Genomic DNA, 18,225 nt, shown 5'->3' with positions numbered 1-18,225 from the left:
ATGATTAAAAGTTGCAACTCAGTTTAAAGCCATACGAACGGATTCCCGGCAATGCGAAATGTCCTACGCCCTGATAGCGAATGGTGGAGATACTCATGGTTGTTTCCGGGTCAAAGCCCATATCGGCCTTGGTCCATGTATACAAATTGTAACCAATGGCCGAAACGGTTAGATTGCTCATAAAAGGCAGGTGTTTCATTATATTTTTACTTAGGGTGTAGCTCAATGACACCTCTTTTAGTTTAACATAAGTTGCACTAAAAGTGTCATTCTGGTAGTATTTCCAGTACTTATTGTCGTAGTAATCACTTGCAGCCAAGACCACATCATTTTGCTTATAGGTACCGTCTGCATTGGCAATTACGCCTGGCATAATCATACCATCATTTCTTTTTATACCATTGGCATCTGTCCAGCTTAAGCCACCATGTGCTGCATCTCTACCTGGCAGTGTGGTTTCAATATAGCCGTCATCTATCAGGCCTTTAATGGCATAAGAATAAAACTGGCCTCCTTTACGCCAGTCTACTAAAAAGCTCAATGAAACCGGGCCATAACTAAAGCTGTTGTTGATGCCCAGCATAAAATCGGGATTGTAATTGCCAATTTTCTCAAACTCTGTAGACTGCTGCAACATGCCTTTGCTGGTTAACAGCGCCTGTCCTGCAAATGGCCCACTTTGTACTTTCTGCCAGCTCTTGGTGTAAAAGTCACCCATCTGGGTTCCTTCCTTAATCAGGTACTGCACATTATTTCCATCGGTACTGCCAAGCAGGTAATTGCTGATCCCAGGTGTCAGGGAGATCACTTTATTTCTGTTACGGGTAAAGTTAAGATCAGTTTTCCAGGTAAACTTACCCTTAAAAGGAACTGCGTTTAAAGAGATTTCTATCCCCGAGTTTTGGATGTTACCCGCATTAATCAGCTTGGTACTTGCACCAGAAGCAATGGTTGTAGGCACCTGAATAATCTGGTTTTTATTATTGGTCTTGTACCAGGTAAAGCTCAGTCCCAACCTATCCTGGAAAAAGCTCACATCAGCACCCGTTTCATAAGAAGTTGCGATTTCTGGTTTCAGCTGACTGTTTTTCTGATCGTAACTGAGTCCTGCACGTTTAACGGAACCCCAATCGGTATCAAAAGGAATTACGCTGTATAACTGATAGGGATCTGTATCCGAACCCACTTGCGAAATGTTTCCGCGCAACTTCAAATAAGATAATTTATCCCATTTTATGCCCAATAAATCGGAAGCTATTACGCTCAATGATGCCGAAGGATAAAAATAAGAATTGTTTTCAGCAGGTAAAGTACTACTCCAATCGTTACGTGCGGTAAGGTTTAAGAAAACGGATTGTTGATAACTGATTTCTGCCAAACTGTAAAGACTGTTAATGCGTTTATGTGAGGCAGCCTCATTGTAAATCATGGAACCTGCAGCGGCATTAGCCAGGTTGTAAATACCCGGTAAGGTCAGTGTACCCGTATAATTTCTCACCGAACGGGATTTCTGGTCCATTTGATTGCCTCCCGCAGAAACCGAATAGTTCCATGCTGTGGCAATTTTTGATTTATAGGTCAACAAGAAGTCGCTGTTCTGCTCTTTAAAGTAATCGTTTTGTGTAAGATAAGCACCTGTAGGATTACGCTTGGCACTAAATGGTCTTTTCTGATTGATATCCGTAGCATAATAATCCAGACCTGTACGCCCTGTTAAAGTAAGGTTTGGCAACAAGTCTACCGCAAGCTGCACATGTCCGGTTAACCTGTTCCTGTTAAAGCCATTGGTTTCTTCATAAGCAATAAGAAAGGGATTGTCATCACTTGACAAAGGATTATATTGTTTAATTCCCTCTTTACCCGGCACCCAGTAATTGCGCAGGTCTTCAATGTTGATGTTTGGGGCCAGCTTGTACAACTGATTGGTTACACTCTCACTATTGGCAGAGGGACGGTTATCGCTCCTATTGTTGGCATAGGCGATATTGGTTCCAATCCGGATATTCTTTTTGATGTTGTAATTACCAGCAAAATTGAGGCTGTTCTTATCCATATCTGTATTCGGAACAATACCCTTATTCTGCATATTGGCATAAGACAACCTGAAATCACCTGCATCGCCGGATTTAGAAATCGCTAAGTTATTGGTAAAGGTATGGCCGGTATTGAAGAAATCTTTAATTCTATCCGGATACGAAACCCAATCCGTAGCAATGGCTTTTCCAGTAGCATCCAAAGGACTGTTCCATTGTACAAGTTTAGTGCCCACATCCAGACGCTGACCCCAGGCACTCGTGCTTAAAGTATTGTCTGATACAGGCGAATCACCCGATCCGTATTCATTCTGAAAATGCGGGAACAGATAAGCCTTGTCAAAAATGGCGGTGGAATTAAAACTGATGCCAAGGCCTTTTTTTCCCGCACCAGATTTAGTGGTAATAAGGATGACCCCGGAACCCGCCCTGCTGCCATACAATGCAGCCGCACTTGCACCTTTCAGTACCGTAATACTGGCAATATCATCTGCACTCACATCGCCCATAGGGCTCCCATAGTCAATACTCTGTTTACCGTCAATTCCAGCAGTTGGATTTTGAAGCGCCGGCGCTACCGGGATGCCGTCAATAACATATAAGGGCTGATTGTCTTTCGTCAATGAAGATTGCCCACGAATGGTCACCATCACGCTTGAACCCGGATCAGCTGCTGAACCGCGTACGTTTACGCCGGCCACACGTCCTGAAAGCGCATTCAATACGTTGGGTTGAGGTACGTCACTTACATCGGCAGCACTTAATTGCGCACTTGCATATCCCAAAGAACGCTCACGTTTTTTGATCCCCAAAGCGGTCACCACAACTTCATCCAGGGCATTTTGTTTGGCCTTTAAAACTGCGTTTACAGTAACCGCCTCTCCCGAAACCACATGAACATTTTTAATCAGTTCCTGGCCATAAGAGATATAGCTTAGCTGTAAGGCATATGTACCTTCAGGCACAGAAAGCGCATAGGCACCCTCAGTCCCGGCAACCGCTGTTTTACCCGTTTCCATAACTTTTACTACCGCGCCAATAAGCGGCTCATTGAGCTCATCCGTCACTTTTCCGCGAATTTGACCTGTCTGGTTGTGCTGTCCGGTTTTACCTGCCTTGCTCAAACTTAAGATGATGTAATTGTCTACCAACTTATAGCTGATGGAAAGGTCTGACGAGAGCCAGCTAAGTGCATCTTTGACCGATGTTTTGTTTTTACGAATGTTGATATTTTTAGCCAGTAAAGCATTTACCCCCTCATCAAAAGTAAACTGCAGGGTTTGTTGAGCTTTAATCTGGTTAATAAACTGCTGTAAAGTAGCCGTATTCCCCTTTAATGTGATCAATTTTGCTGTGGTTTGGGCAATTGTAAGCTGCCAGGCGCACAACAGAAAAAGAAGCGTTAATAATTGACGCCGTAGAATTTTTTTCATTACTTTGTTTTTTGAATTACAGCAAGTTTCAATACTTGCCTTGTTAATTGATTTAAATATTCAGTTGACTACATAAGCGCCCTGCTGGAACAGGGCGCTTTGTTTTTAGCTTTCTTTCATCTACCTCCGTTTTTTTCTATATGAACTTCGTTTTTGATTATGCGATATTTAAAGCCTGCTGTATTGGATAAGATCTCCATGACTTCCTGCAATTTTTTTCTATCAAAACTGGCGGTAACACGCTTCTCTAAAAGTCCAGGATCTGAACAGCTCAGCCTGATGTTATACCAGCGCTGAAGTTCCTGAACAATATCGCGGATCTCTTCCTGCTGAAACTGAAGCGTTCCTTTTTGCCAGCCAAGAATTTCCTGTATAGCGGTATTCGATTTCAGGAATGCGCCATTTGCGCCATATTTTATCTTCTCCCCCGGTAAGAGGAAATGGCTGCCAGACTTGTTAACACCATTTACACCCACCTTTCCTGTCACTACCGCAACACTTGCATTCGCATCAGAGTGGTATGATTTTACGTTAAAGGATGTACCCAGAACATGGACGTTCATTCGGCCAGTATGGACGATAAAAGGTCTGTGCTGATCATGAACTACCTCAAAAAAAGCCTCTCCATTTAAATACACCTCTCTTTTACTTTTCAAAAATTTAGTAGAGAACTTTATCGCGCTGCTATTGTTCAACAGCACTTTAGTGCCATCGCTAAGCGTTACCATTTTATGCTGCCCGGATGTAGTTGATAAAAATACATACTGGGGTTTTTCTTTAACCGGCAAGGCCATTTTGTAAAACATCAGTCCTGCAGACAAGGCAACCAAAAGTGTAGCAGCCAACCCAAGATACCATTTGTGCATTTTTAGTGCAGGAACAGGGCTGGTACTGGAATTAATGCGCTTAAGTACCTTTTCTGCATTAAAAACCGGTGCATTTAATGCTTCGTTATCAGATAAATGATTTGCTGTTTCTTCCTCCATCACTTCTGCCCATTCCTGCTCGTACAAGCCGGAACCCAATATCAACTTGATTTCATTCAGCTCCTCATCTGAACAGAGGTTATTGACATACTTCTTAATTAACCCTTTTATATCTTTATCCATAACTTTCTAACACCACTAATACAATTAACCAGCGGGGTATAACTACTGCAGATAAAAATATTTTAAAAAAAAAGCTTAGCCTATAGTTCCGCGAAGGGAAAGAAAGTCCCTGATTGATTTTATGGCCTTCACCATCTGATTGTTAACGGTACTATCTGCAATATTCAGCGTTATTGCAATCTGCCTGTGGCTTAATCCATCATAACGGGAAAGCTCATAAATCTGCTTTCTTTTGGGTGGAAGAGTTGCTATCGCTTGTTTTGTTTGCTGAAGCGCCTCCTTGTATTGGAAAGCCTGATCTGTATTGGGCGTAGTTTGCTCTGCATGCTGCAACATCTCTTTTACAATTCTGGATTCTACCGTTCCCCGTTTTAAAAGATTCAATAAAGAATTGTGTGTGATTCTATAGAGGTAGGCTTGAATAGAGAAATCGGGATTCAGGTCGTTCAGGTTATCCCAAACTTTAACAAATACATCGTGTACAATGTCTTCGGCCATTTCCGGAGACTTTACGAATTTCAAAGCATAATAAAAAAGTTTCTGCGCATACCTATGATAAAGTTGTTCAAATGCCTGCTTGTCAAGATCCTTTAATCTAACAACCAACATTTGATCATCCCATTGATCAGTTCCTTTATTGCTCATTTAAAAAGTATTGTATGGCAACAAAGGTATTGAAATAAGCAGGCCAGATATGATAAGGAATGTTTAAGCTTATGTAAACAAATTGTACATAGGCCTAAACATCCGCTAAACTTTTCTTATAGCTTTTCTTCCGCTGTCAGTGCTTTCTGGCTTTCAATGATCGCGGTATAAAAATCAATGTAATCCGGAAGGATTTTTTTCAAATCAAAATCCTGGGCACGTTTAAATGCATTTTCTTTAAAGCGGTTGAGCACTTCATCACTTTCCAGTATAGAGATCGCTTTTAAAGCCATATCCTCAACATCACCTACATTACTCATGTAACCACAATAACCATCTATGTTGAGCTCCGGCAGGCCTCCGGCGTTAGAGGTGATAATAGGCACTTTACAGGCCATCGCTTCCAATGCCGCCAATCCGAAACTTTCTGTTTCTGAAGGCATCAAAAACAAATCAGATACAGACAAAATTTCTTCCACAGCATCCTGTTTACCTAAAAACCGAACGTGATCGCATACGCCCATATCACGGCACAGCTGCTCATTGTAGGCGCGTTCCGGTCCATCACCCACCATCAATAGTTTTGAAGGGATTTTTTCCTGGATCTTTTTAAACATTTTGATCACATCATTCGTCCGTTTAACCTTCCTGAAGTTGGAAGTATGGATCAGGATCCGTTCATTATTTGGCGCTATCGCCTTTTTAAAATGATCTTTAGGCTTTAAACTAAATCTTGTGAAATCTATAAAATTGGGAATCACCTTAATCTCCCTGGTAATGTCAAAGTGTTTCAGCGTATCTTCTTTCAAATCCTGAGAAACGGTAGTTACACCATCAGATTTATTAATCGAAAAAGTTACGACAGGTTTATAGGTAGGATCTTTACCAACCAATGTAATATCTGTACCGTGCAAAGTGGTTACAACAGGAATATGGATACCATAGCTGGCCAAAATCTGCTTTGCCATAAAAGCTGCTGAAGCATGGGGAATAGCATAATGCACATGCAGCAGGTCTAAGTTTTCAAAACGTACTACATCAACTAATTTACTGGCCAGTGCCGACTCATAAGGGGCATAATCAAACAAGGGGTAATCTCTCACAGACACCTCGTGATAAAATAAATTAGCAGAAAAGAAGTCGAGACGTGCAGGCTGACTGTAGGTAATAAAATGGATCTGATGACCTTCATCAGCGAGCGCTTTTCCCAGTTCTGTGGCCACAACACCACTACCACCAAAGGTTGGGTAACAAACTATTCCTATTTTCATCTGCTTAAATTTGTTTTTTAGCTGTCATGAAGCTATCAGATTTATTCATCCCAAGTGTGGTAGATCAATCATGATGGTTTCATTAAAAGTTTTTTTACAAACGCAAAGTACCTAACTTAAAATGAGCTTTGTGTTAAACAAATGCAATTATTTAAGCCAGCTTATTTTTAAGCGCTCAAACCATTAATTGTAAATGCGTTAGGGCTGTTTCATTTCTGCCTGAATGACAAGATACATCTCATTTGGCCGCTGCGTACCTATATAATATTCCAGACCATCCCTGTCTGTCAGCACCACCGCATCTTTACCCGATGAATAAAAGCGAATGCTTCCCTTTCTATGGAGATTATAAACCGGGTTATTAAACAGGTAATTGCTATAGGTATCTTTACGCACTTTAACAATGCTGTTTAAATCAATCTTTACGCGCTTAGCCGTCCACAAGCCATCAATAATTACACTTCTATTGTCAATGATGATCCGGTATTGAATAAGGAATAAGAGCAGAATAGAAATTCCAATGATCCCAAAACCAACAATTAAAAACAAATCCTGCGTGTTGTCCCTATCGCGCTCATATACATAAGCGGCAAAACAAAATGCAGCCATCACCAAACGGATACAGATCCGTATGTAATCCCGGCCAATGTACTGTTTTTCAAAATAGGCGTGTTTATGATGGGTCATCTCATTTAAATTTCAGTTCGAAGATAGCGACTTTTTTTGTGGTTGCCGTTACTTTATATCTATTATCCTGACGCATTCCGGCTATCCATACCAATTCACCATTTCCATTTACAAGTATGGGGATGCGATCCTTTTTAGGAACCGGTACCTTTTGATCGATTAAAAAGTCGCTGAGCTTTTTAAAGCCCTGCATTCCTAAGGGCATAAATTTATCCCCTTCCTGCCTGCTCCGCACAATTAAAGGGAAGATCAGCAAGTCTGCATCTACATAGGCCAGTTCCGGATCCCTGTCGTACGTATTGGAATGGAGATAGGAAATGTGTAGTTCCTGATGAAAAAAATCAACAATACTGTCTGTAGAATGAAGCATCACATTCAGATGCCGCTCGTTTTGATCCAATGGACTCACTATCAAATCTTCTCTGTTCAGGGTAATTCTATGGGTAGCGCTATAAAAGGAGGTACCACTCTGGTTATGCAAATTTTGTAGAATCTCTGCCACCACTGCTGCTGTAAAATGATAGGGCTGCAGCAATTCATAGGTCAACAACATTTTAGGTTCAAGCTGCTCCAATTCGGAAATCCGGAAATAGGTCCCATCTGGTTTAACCACCATCACCTGCTTTCTTAGTGCCTTTACCAGCTGCTGAATGACTTGTTCTGCCTCTGCAAAACGTTGAATATTGTGTTGAAAGGTTTGTTCAAGATTGGGATTAATGAGCTTTAATTCCGGAATAACGTTTAGCCTGATTTTATTACGTGCATACTTGTCCTGTAAATTGGAGCTGTCTTCTACGTAATCTATGTGATGTTCTGTAACGGTTTCCTCAATGCCGCTACTGGTCATAAACAATAAGGGGCGGATCAGGAAATCTCTTTTTGGAAAGATCCCATGCAGGCCTGCAATACCTGTTCCCCGGGTTAAATTGAGCAATATGGTTTCTATCGCATCGTTTTGATGCTGTGCCAAAGCAATGTAATGGTAGTTGTTCTGCTGCCTGATTTCTTCAAACCAGGCATACCTCAAATCTCTTGCGGCCATTTGTGTAGAGATCCCCTCCGCAGCGGCAAATGCCCTGGTATCAAAATGGGTAACATAAACCGGAACGTCCAGGCTGGCAGCAAGAAGCCTTACAAAGGCTTCATCACGCTGAGATTCATCTGCCCTTAAATTAAAATTGCAATGCGCGATACCAAAATCAAATTCTGCAAGTTTAAAGAGATGGGCCATTAAAACAGAGTCCTTCCCTCCGCTTACCGCCAGCAGAATCCTGTCATCAGCAGTAAAAAGGGAATGGGTATGAATATAATTTATGAAGGGCTGCAGGGGTAACATCTTTCAAAAATAACAACTAACTTTGTAAAGTGCAGAAATTACGTCTTTTCTTTATCCTATTCCTCCTTCCAATGGCGCTGTTTGCCCAGCAGCGGACAAAGATCTATGTTGACCGTTTTGAACGGAGTAAGATTGATGTAAAAAACAACGTTTCTTATTTAAGAAAACCTGTTTTTAGACAAGACAATGCCATCCTGACTTGTGACAGTGCGGTATTTTTTGAAAAACTCAACATTTTCGAAGCCTTTCAAAACGTGCACATCAATCAGGCCGACACGATGAATATCTATTCTGACCACCTGACCTATGACGGTAATACTAAAATAGCCCACCTAACCAACAATGTGCGGATGGTTGATCAGGAATCTACGCTGACCACGAATATTTTAGATTATAATATGGCATCGAGGATTGGCACCTACGTAGAGGGCGGAAAGATCATCAATAAGGATGTTACGCTAACCAGTCAAAATGGATATTATTTTGCGAATACGCGTGATGCTTATTTTAGGTACAACGTAGTGGTGGTAACTCCTCAGACCACCATCAAATCAGACACCTTAAGATACAATACCTTAACGAACTGGACGTATTTTTACGGCCCAACAAATATTAAGGGTAAAGACGACAATTTATATACAGAAAACGGGGCTTACAATACCAAAACGGAATATGCCTATTTTGGAAAAAAGAACCTTTACACGCAAGGCAGTAAATCTTTAAAAGGCGATAGTTTGTATTACGATGGGAAAGCGGGATACGGAAAAGCAGTTAAAAACATCCTTTTCCTGGATTCGGAAGATAAAACGCTGATGCGCGGTCAGCTTGGTTATTACTACAAAAAAGACCAGCGTACATTGGTGACCAAAAACGCGCACATTGGCCTTGGAACTTCTGATTCTATTATGGTAAAGGATAAAAAGCAGCCCGATAGTTTATGGCTGGGCGCAGATACGCTGGAAACTCAAATGGTGCTGCGTCAAACTTTAAAATTGATCCCTGCGCCAGTGGTTTTAAAAGACAATGAAATAGGTTCAGAGAAAAAAGGCAGCAATCCTTCGCCTCAAAAAGAAGGGAAAGTAGCCCCAAAACCAAAAGCGCCGATACTTCCAAAAGATAGTCTGACGACTAAAGCCGTACTTAACCGTGATAGCTCGTCGAAAGATAGCCTGGCAATAAAAAAGCCCGCAATTGAGCTCAAAAAAGATACCGCAGCGATTTTAGCCAGTCAGAAGGCGCCGCCTAAAAAAGATGCACTTGCTGTGGCAAAAAATAAAAAGATACTGAAGGATACTGTCCCAATCAATCCCCTGGATACGGTAAGGGCACGGATCATTAAAGCCTATCATAAGGTTAATGTGTTCAAATCGAACATGCAGGCTAAGGCAGATTCCCTCTTTTATACCAGTGCAGATTCTACTTTAAGGTGGTATTACGATCCGATCATGTGGTCTGATGGCTCTCAGCAAACGGGAGATACCATTTACCTGCAAATGGCCAACAAAAAACTAAGAAGTGTACAGGTGCTTCAAAAAGCTTTTGCGGTTAACGTGTATAAAGATTCCGCGAAATTCAACCAGATTAAGGGTAAAATGATGACCGGATTTTTTAAAGATGGCAAACTGAATGACATGTATGTAGACGGCAATGCAGAAAGCATCTATTTTACCAGAAGTGATGATGGCAAAGCTTATAAAGAGATGAACCAGACGGTGAGCAGCAGGATCAAAATCACTTTTAAAGATGGCCAAATTAACCGCGTATTGCTAATCAGGGATGATGAAGGTGCCATCACCCCGATAGAACTGGTAAAAGAAGAAGCCATCCTTACGGGATTCATTTGGAAACCGGAACTGCGACCCACATCGAAGGCACAAATTATTAATCCAAAACTTGTACCTAAAAACGTTAAGAAGGCGGCTCCTGCTTTAAAACCAAAAGAAGCGGATGCAACCACTACGCCCGTAAAAAAGCAATAAGCTTTTTCATGGCCTGCGCGCGGTGGCTGATTTGATTTTTCTCTTCCATGCTCATCTCCGCAAAAGTCTTTGCGTAACCTTCAGGTTCAAAAATAGGATCATAGCCAAAACCACTTGTTCCCGAGGGTTCGGTTCTTAAGGTGCCGTTAATTACCCCTTCAAAAAGGTGTTCTTTACCATCCTGCATTAAAGAAATGACGGTCTTAAACCGGGCTTTCCTATTGCTGATGCCTTCCATCTTTTGCAACACCAATTGCAGATTGGCCAAATCTCCCTTCCCTCCGGAATAGCGGGCCGAATAAATTCCTGGCTCCTGATTTAAAGCTTCTACTTCAAGGCCGCTATCGTCTGCAAAGCAGTCTAACTGGTAGTTTTCCAGTACGAATTTGCTCTTCAAGCCTGCATTTTCCACAAAGGTTGTTCCCGTTTCAGGAATTTCGGTTGTGCAGCCAATGTCCGTCAGGTTAAGTACCGTATACTTACCAGCTAGTAATTCTTTAACTTCCTGTGTTTTGTGCAGGTTATGTGTGGCGAAGACCAGAGATTTCATTCAATAAAATTAGGTTTTTAATTTGGGTTTTTAATTTATTCCTGTAATTGAGTAAATTTTGATCAGCAATTTATTCTTCCTACTAAAAAAAGTATTGCAAAGTCATATTTCATAGTGTCAGTTAATATTTTTCTATAGCGACACTTATTTTTCCGCTTAGATTACTTCATATTCTTATAATTTTGAGAAAACGAAATCAGCAATTTTATTTATAGATGGAAAACACCCGTGATTTAGACTGGAATATCCCAAATTTGAAAAGAAACAATTCTACCAAGCCAATTCAAGATTACATCACAAAACATATCGTTTCTGGCGATTTACCACCAAATAGTTTCTTGCCTTCTATCCGGACATTATCCGAGAAAATAAAAGTCAGCAGAAACACCGTAAACATGGCTTACAGACTGCTCAAACTCGCGAATTGGCTAAGCCAAGCTGATGATACACGTTATAAAGTGGCGCAGTGCAGACCCGGCAGTATAGCACCTCCGCTGCTGATCAAAAATAATTTCCGGGGATCCATCCTCAAGTCGAATTTATCATCAGCCGCAACAGACACCAGCTTCATAGGCATTGCAAAAAATTTCATCAAATCTGGCAATTCTCCTTTCGTCCATTACATGAAAGATTTGCGAAAGCATTTGAAAGAAAATGGTTACCACACACAACTCAATAATTTGGAAGCTTACAAAGGTTTTAGGCTTAATGCTTCCATTTGCAAGTACATCAATTCGAAAAACAAATTTAAGGTAGAACTCAACCAACTCAGCGTCGTTCATGGAAGACTGACCTGTCTTAATTGCATCTTTAAAGTAATTTTGAAGCCGGGCGATACGGTGATCAATACATCCTGCAATGATCATGTGTTAGCATCGGCCTTCCAACTTGCCGGGGTAAAAGTTATCAACCTGGATAGTTCTTCAGCTGATTTCCTTGGGCAGCTTGAAAAGGCCCTCCAGCGGAAAAAAATAAGGGCTTTACACATCAGAACGCAATGCAACTTCTTAAATAGCCATACGCTTGCCGAAGCAGATGCAGCAGCGGTTATGGCTTTGAGCGTAAAAAATGATTTTACCATCATTGAGGAAGAAGATAATCATGAATTTTGGTACGGCGAAAAACCCTATCTACCCCTGGTTGGGCATCCCGAACAAGACAGGGTAATTTATATCGCTGCGCTATCCAAGGCATCGCTATATCTACAATCTATTAGGGTGGTCATCGCAGCAGAGAATTTTATCAATATGCTGAATGCAATCCCCTGTCACTCCATTGAAGCCAGGAATATTGCTGCGGAGGAAACGGTAATAGACATGATGGATAGTGGCAAGCTGTTGAGCATGATCAAACACCACAATAGCACTGCTGCGGACAACGGCAGACTTTTAACTTATCTGGTAGAGAATTATCTGAAGAAATATTCAAGCTGTGTAATGCCGAAGGCAGGATTAAGCCTTTGGATTATGTTTAGGGTAGACATTGACGTTTTAAAAGCCCTCCGTTTAATGGAGACCAAGGGATTGGAGATTCCATTTCACCCGGTGCAAACTTACCTGGGGCCAAGCCGTTATCTCCGTTATGGCTTTGGAGATTTTGAGGCCAGGGAGGCAGAGACATTTATTAAAGGATTGCAGGAGGCACTGGTTGAATTGTATGGCTAGATTCGGTCGTGGTCCAATTGTGGTTCTACCACGGGTAATGAATACCAGCAGTATCATAGCGGTATTGTAGGACTTAGCTAGGTATCGGCTAGGTCTGGAGGCCAAGATCAGGCTTAAATAAATGTATTCCTGTGCGAGTCGCAAAAGGCGCGTATAAAAAGGTGGATATAAGCCTGGTTGAGGAATGATTGAGCCAGATCAAATCAAATGATAATTACTAAAATAGAAAAAAATGGCAAAAGCAAAAAACGGAATTTTCGGGGCAATATCAGGAAAAATAGGTCCCTTTGTTGGTGGGGTATGGAAAGGCATTCCTTACATCCGTATGGCACCACAAAAGCCAGAAACACCAAAACCACGTTCGCCGGCGCAACTGGCAAATGAAGAAAAATTCAAATTTGCTAACCACTGGATGGTGCCTTTTCACCCCTTTATTACGGTTGGCTTTGCCAATCTGGCTATCCGCCAAACAGAAATCAGCGCTGCTCTATCTGTAAATTATAAGGCCATTACAGGGGTATTTCCAGACCTGATTGTGGATTACAGTAAAGTGATGATTAGCAAAGGGGATTTGCCTGTATTGGTAGATGCCACTGTGGAACTGATTGCTGAGGATGCCATAAAGTTGAGCTGGCCTCAAAATGACCATAAGGATGCCCGTTTTGATGATCAACTGATCTTAGCGATCTACTGTCCGAAACTCGGTATCACCGATGGTTTTACCGGTGGGATCAAACGTAGTGCGAAGGAATGTGTATTCAAATTTAATGAAAACATGGTAGGACTTACCCTGCAGATCTATGTTGGCCTGACCAGCTTGAACAGAAAAGAGATCTCTGACAGCCTGCATGTTGGAACCTTATTACCTTAAATGTCAACAACCAAACTAACCAAAATTTATGAAAGAAAACTTATCTGTATTGATGCATCTTGTACACAAGGAACTGAGTCCCGCTCAATTGGCTTTAACGGAACAGCAATTATCCAGCTGGCTGAAAAGGCTCCCGACTATTGCGGCTGCCATATCATCTGCTATTTGGGACGAAGTATTTAGTTTGCACGACTGCCCTATTGTGGAGCGGCACATCTTCCAGGTTAAATCGGAATGCGTAATGATGAACAGCAAGATGTTACGGTATCAGGCTATGGGGCACTTACCAGAAATTTTATTAAAAAAGGTGATTGATGTGCTGGAGGCTATTGTGGAGGAGATTGATCTACACCATAGTCACTATTTTAAACGCTATGATGATTCCCTTCATCCCATTGAGCAGGAGTCTGCAGAAAAACCATATAAAATTAATTACAACTTATCGGTAGATTCTCTGGCCTGTTTTAACCGTGTGATTATTGAAGCGGGGATGGTTGATGCAGATCCGAGATCTGAATTATACCGTTTTTTGGCCGACTCGTGCAAAACGAAAGGAAAAAAGAAAGAGCAGAAAATTTCTGTGTACAGTATAGCTAAGGCTTACAACAATGTGGAGCCTTATGCCATCAAAGTTATAAAGGATTTTGTGCTGAAAATGCTGAATATCTTGAATAGGGGGTTTGTGAAATTGTCTTATTGATTTGAAGATTTAGGGGAGTTTTGGAGTGTTTTTATTTTGGGACGCTGGCTAGGGTGCTTTGGTTTAATCATGATTGGTTGCGGTACGCCGATACTACAATCGGCGTATTGAAAAATTGATCTATTCATTTTTTATCTTATTTATTCCCTTAAAGTAAATTAATTTCAATTAAATAAGTTAGATTTAAAGCAAATTAACAAGAAACATGAACGTTCCCAAACATCTCAGTCATAAGCCAATTATTGCAGTGAATGACTATGATAAAATAGACGCATTATATGCAAATAGAACGGATGCTAGAGCCTTATCTATAGGCCAAGCGCAGTATGATGATGATGAAATTTCATTAAAGGTTTTTCGAATTGTCGATGGAAAATGGAGTAGACAAAGTGAAGAGCTTCCCATACACAGGAATCTTGATTTGAGTATCCTTTTTTTGGCATCATTGATGACCGACACTGACTCTAATTACGCACAATCATCTTTGAGAGAAGAAGTTATTGAGAACAGTAGAGTATCAGAAATCACTGATTACTATAACCTACACGAAAGAAAGCTAAAGCCAAGATTGATTGAACTAAAGCAAATTTTAGACAAGTTTTTAAGTTTATAATTTATTATGGTCAACAAATCACAAAGAAAATATCCCGGTTTGATTCTATTATGGGATTTAGCCTTAAAATATTCATATTTAGGAGCGATGCCAAGCACAACCTCAAAAGCGGAAAATATGTATTCTGCGAGTATGAGCGATTACTCAAAAATCATCTACCATAGCGCCTCATCACAGAATTATAAGTTGCAGAAAAAAAAGGGTTTTGAAGAAGATGTAGCTATAGATGAGTATATAAGAGATATTTTTGAAAACTCGTATTCTGACTGTCTACTAAATTTTGGCATAAATGATTTATTACAATCCTTAAGTGAATAAAAATGTTAGAATCTGCATTCGATTTCGGAGAAGAACTGACCTTGAGAAATATTTCTTATAAGCTCCATCATCTATTATGGAAAAATTATAGAGTGGAAGGACTGGATTTATCTCTTCAGCGATGGACGACGATAAAGTATTTGAATTTTGAGGGCAATTGTCTAAATAAAATGGTAAATTCAATTCCCAACAATGTAGGCGGTTTGTATATGTTTTCTATTAGATGTGAAATTATACCGGGAATGACAGAATTTCCAGTTTACATTGGTAGAGCTCAGTATACAAATAGCCAAAATCTAAGAAAGCGATGTAAAGAATATTATCAAAAATACTCTTTAAGCAATGAGCGGCCTAAAATAACACGAATGTTCAAGTATTGGTCTGGACAATTATATTTAAGTTATATTATCATTGAGAATAATAATGATATAATTGACTTAGAGAAAAGTATAATCAACTCCCTTCTTTTACCTTTTAATAGTGAAATTCCAGATATAGAAATCCGCCAGGCGGTTAAAGCATTTAATTTATGAAAATTCCGGCGATGAGAGCAGAGATGGGAGGTAGAACTTTTTATATTTCTACTCTTACCTTCGAACAAATAAGTTCTCGAGTATCTGCCATTGATAAGCAGTTACATAAATCTGAGGCCTTGAACGATATGATTCAAAGAAGCATTTCAAAAAATTATTTAAATATCAAAGATTATATTTTGAACCAATCGGAAATGTTTTTCAACTCTTTGATCCTAGCAGTGTATGATAGTTATCCTGAATGGAACGAAGTTGAGTTCAAGTTTGATGATGAAACAACTTTTCAAATTGGTCTTCTTAGTTTCCCCAATCAACACAAGATATTTCCGGTTGATGGCCAACATCGGGTTGAAGGCATAAAAGCCGCTCTTTTAGAAAATCCTGATCTAAAGAGTGAAAAAATTTCGGTCATTTTTATTGGCCATTTGAACACTTCTGAGGGCATGCAAAAAACACGTCGATTATTCACAACTCTTAATAGATATGCCAAACCTGTATCTCTTGATGACAGCATTGCCTTGGATGAAGATGATATCGTTGCAATCATCACCAGAAACTTGTTGGAAGACTATGATCTTTTTATGGGTAAGAGGATTGTTTATGCAGAGCAAAAAGGCATCAGTTCAAACAACAAATTTGCTTTAACATCAATAATTACATTTTACCAATGTAATGTTGAACTCTTCCGATGTTTTTATTATTATAAGTTCGATAAAAAGGCGTCTAAATCTTCGATTGATAAATTTCTAAAATATAGACCTGAAGAAGATGTAATAAATGATTTCAAAACATACACAATTGAGTTTTGGGATGCTTTTAAGTCAAAGCTTTTTTTTATTTCAGAATATCTTAGACGTGAAATTAACCCTGTTGGGGAAAATAGAAATCAAATCACAGGTGGTAATATGGTATTTAGACCTATTGGCCTTTTACCTTTAGTAAAAAGCTCCATAACAATAAGTCAGCTTACAGGCAAAAATTTCTCAGAAATCTTTGAACGTTTCAACGAGTTAGATTTCAATCTTAACAGCAAGCCATGGATATATGTGCTCTGGAATCCAGTAGAGCATAAAATGCACAATAATGAAGATACGCTGACACAATTACTTTTGATTTTTCTTTTCGACAGGCATTTATTAACGGAATCAGAATTGAAAAAACTGAAACTTAGCTATGCAAGTAAGATTTCTTATGATGGAGACATTAACAATGATAATTTTATTTCTTCTATTTAGTTGGAGAAATAAACTCATTTTTTTGTATCCCATTATTATAATAATTCTTCTGTAAAGTAATATATAGCTTCTTCATAAGCTGTATCAGATATACCTCCTCTTAGAAGATATGCGGCTGCCTTTCTTACAACATCATTAGTTAAATCATCTACTAAGGAAATTACATAATTATATTTGCTTGGGTCTACATCTTCTTTTGAAACTGTAATGCATTTCATACAATCTACAAAACCACCCTCAAATTGAGGTGTTTTTGGCAAAAACCTAAATCTCTCACCGACAAAAGAATTAGTTACATCATCCGTAATTGATGTTCGTATTTGCTTTTGCCCCTTTGTTTCGCCAGTATCTTTATTATCTATTTTTGTATTTGAAAAACTTGCTTTTTGATCTTCCCTTAAAGGATTAACTTTAAAAAAAAGCAGTTTTTCATAATTTCCATTTGAAATATTACATCTAGGAGTCGCTAAAAACAGTAGTTCTTCAGCTCCCTCAGCAATTACTTTGAATATATCACCTGTCCAAAATGCATATTTTTTAGTATTTCTACGATAATAATGTTCTATAGAATTCACTTTAATTCCTTCCTGGTTTGGTTTATTACTAATAGCATTCTGATAAACAGCTCTTAAAGCAAGTCTCTCAAAAACTTCTTTAGTTCTAAGTTCAACATTTTCGGAACTTGCAGATTTTATCGAAGATATTATTCCTTCAATTTCATTAGCTTTAAACTGATCAACAAATGCGTCATGAAGCTCTGACATTATTTTTTTCTCTAATGATCCTCCAATAGAGAAAATATCCAAAAATCCAGAATCATGCATTGATTTAATTGAACTACAAATTGTGTCCACCGATGTCGTTTTTTTCGGCACTCTAAACACAGTTCCCTTGTCTGCCAGATCAGTAAAACTTTCTAAAAAACCACTATGAATAAAAATTGGCACTCTATTCTTGCTATATTGTTCATTTATATAACCAACTGACTGATAAGAACCTGCAGTTTCTTCTTCCTTATTATTCGAAAGATCCATAACCATACATCTGATACGATTTCTAATTTCTATTCTAGCCATAACCTCATCATATTGTTCATAATTTCTACAAACAACTAACTCGATATTAAAATTTGCATCTTCAATCCATTCTTCGAATGCTTTAATGACTGCTTCTACATCTTCAAGTAAGATAATTACGTCTTTCTCGTCTATTGTGGCTATTTTGGAGGTTATTGTAGACATATTTTAA

At 39.4% G+C, this 18,225-nt stretch carries 16 protein-coding genes; 8 read left to right on the top strand and 8 right to left on the bottom strand.

The window, feature by feature from the left end:
- Positions 1 to 4: 4 nt before the first annotated feature.
- From LPB86_RS06820 to tilS, 6 genes are all read right to left on the bottom strand, one after another.
- The gene (locus LPB86_RS06820; RefSeq protein WP_230642020.1) at positions 5 to 3,466 is read right to left on the bottom strand and encodes a SusC/RagA family TonB-linked outer membrane protein; all 3,462 of its coding nucleotides are present in this window, start codon (positions 3,464 to 3,466) and stop codon (positions 5 to 7) included.
- A gap of 116 nt (positions 3,467 to 3,582) precedes the next feature.
- Entirely contained in the window at positions 3,583 to 4,575 is a 993-nt protein-coding gene (locus LPB86_RS06815; protein ID WP_230642019.1) for a FecR family protein, read from the bottom strand.
- A gap of 75 nt (positions 4,576 to 4,650) precedes the next feature.
- Positions 4,651 to 5,220, bottom strand: coding sequence for an RNA polymerase sigma-70 factor (locus LPB86_RS06810; RefSeq protein ID WP_230642018.1), 570 nt, complete (start codon positions 5,218 to 5,220; stop codon positions 4,651 to 4,653).
- Positions 5,221 to 5,336: 116 nt separating this feature from the next.
- Entirely contained in the window at positions 5,337 to 6,491 is a 1,155-nt protein-coding gene (gene bshA, locus LPB86_RS06805; RefSeq protein WP_230642017.1) for an N-acetyl-alpha-D-glucosaminyl L-malate synthase BshA, read from the bottom strand.
- 198 nt (positions 6,492 to 6,689) lie between these two features.
- Positions 6,690 to 7,178, bottom strand: a complete 489-nt coding sequence (locus tag LPB86_RS06800; RefSeq protein WP_230642016.1) for a hypothetical protein — start codon at positions 7,176 to 7,178, stop codon at positions 6,690 to 6,692.
- A 1-nt stretch (position 7,179) separates the two neighbouring features.
- Positions 7,180 to 8,514 (bottom strand): tRNA lysidine(34) synthetase TilS, encoded by a 1,335-nt coding sequence (gene tilS / locus LPB86_RS06795; protein ID WP_230642015.1) that lies wholly within the window; start codon positions 8,512 to 8,514, stop codon positions 7,180 to 7,182.
- Between the two features lie 29 nt (positions 8,515 to 8,543).
- On the opposite strand from tilS, the gene LPB86_RS06790 reads away from it, so the two are divergent.
- The gene (locus LPB86_RS06790) at positions 8,544 to 10,493 is read left to right on the top strand and encodes an OstA-like protein (protein WP_230642014.1); all 1,950 of its coding nucleotides are present in this window, start codon (positions 8,544 to 8,546) and stop codon (positions 10,491 to 10,493) included.
- On the opposite strand, the gene rdgB is transcribed toward LPB86_RS06790, so the two are convergent.
- Positions 10,471 to 11,043: an RdgB/HAM1 family non-canonical purine NTP pyrophosphatase gene (gene rdgB, locus LPB86_RS06785; protein WP_230642013.1), complete on the bottom strand. Its 573-nt coding sequence runs from the start codon at positions 11,041 to 11,043 to the stop codon at positions 10,471 to 10,473. The two genes, LPB86_RS06790 and rdgB, sit on opposite strands and share 23 nt — an antisense overlap.
- A 215-nt stretch (positions 11,044 to 11,258) precedes the next feature.
- Between rdgB and LPB86_RS06780 the strand changes: the two genes are divergently transcribed.
- From LPB86_RS06780 to LPB86_RS06750, 7 genes are all read left to right on the top strand, one after another.
- Complete coding sequence (locus tag LPB86_RS06780) at positions 11,259 to 12,707, top strand: GntR family transcriptional regulator (protein WP_230642012.1); 1,449 nt, start codon at positions 11,259 to 11,261, stop codon at positions 12,705 to 12,707.
- A 232-nt stretch (positions 12,708 to 12,939) separates the two neighbouring features.
- A complete protein-coding gene (locus LPB86_RS06775) occupies positions 12,940 to 13,578 on the top strand; it encodes a DUF6266 family protein (RefSeq protein WP_230642011.1) in 639 nt (212 codons plus the stop codon).
- Positions 13,579 to 13,606: 28 nt separating this feature from the next.
- Complete coding sequence (locus LPB86_RS06770) at positions 13,607 to 14,278, top strand: hypothetical protein (protein WP_230642010.1); 672 nt, start codon at positions 13,607 to 13,609, stop codon at positions 14,276 to 14,278.
- 205 nt (positions 14,279 to 14,483) lie between these two features.
- Positions 14,484 to 14,891, top strand: a complete 408-nt coding sequence (locus LPB86_RS06765) for a DUF6530 family protein (protein WP_230642009.1) — start codon at positions 14,484 to 14,486, stop codon at positions 14,889 to 14,891.
- A 6-nt stretch (positions 14,892 to 14,897) separates the two neighbouring features.
- Entirely contained in the window at positions 14,898 to 15,209 is a 312-nt protein-coding gene (locus tag LPB86_RS06760) for a hypothetical protein (protein WP_230642008.1), read from the top strand.
- A 2-nt stretch (positions 15,210 to 15,211) separates the two neighbouring features.
- Entirely contained in the window at positions 15,212 to 15,742 is a 531-nt protein-coding gene (locus LPB86_RS06755) for a hypothetical protein (protein WP_230642007.1), read from the top strand.
- Positions 15,739 to 16,977, top strand: a complete 1,239-nt coding sequence (locus tag LPB86_RS06750) for a DNA sulfur modification protein DndB (RefSeq protein ID WP_230642006.1) — start codon at positions 15,739 to 15,741, stop codon at positions 16,975 to 16,977. The genes LPB86_RS06755 and LPB86_RS06750 overlap by 4 nt, the downstream gene beginning before the upstream one ends.
- A 35-nt stretch (positions 16,978 to 17,012) precedes the next feature.
- Here LPB86_RS06750 and LPB86_RS06745 read toward each other — a convergent pair whose 3' ends face one another.
- Positions 17,013 to 18,218 carry a hypothetical protein gene (locus LPB86_RS06745; protein WP_230642005.1) on the bottom strand — a complete coding sequence of 402 codons (1,206 nt, stop codon included), beginning with the start codon at positions 18,216 to 18,218 and terminating at the stop codon, positions 17,013 to 17,015.
- Positions 18,219 to 18,225 lie beyond the last annotated feature (7 nt).

The organism is Pedobacter sp. MC2016-14, assembly GCF_020991475.1.
GTDB lineage: Bacteria > Bacteroidota > Bacteroidia > Sphingobacteriales > Sphingobacteriaceae > Pedobacter.
This window is presented reverse-complemented; position numbering and strand designations above follow the sequence as displayed.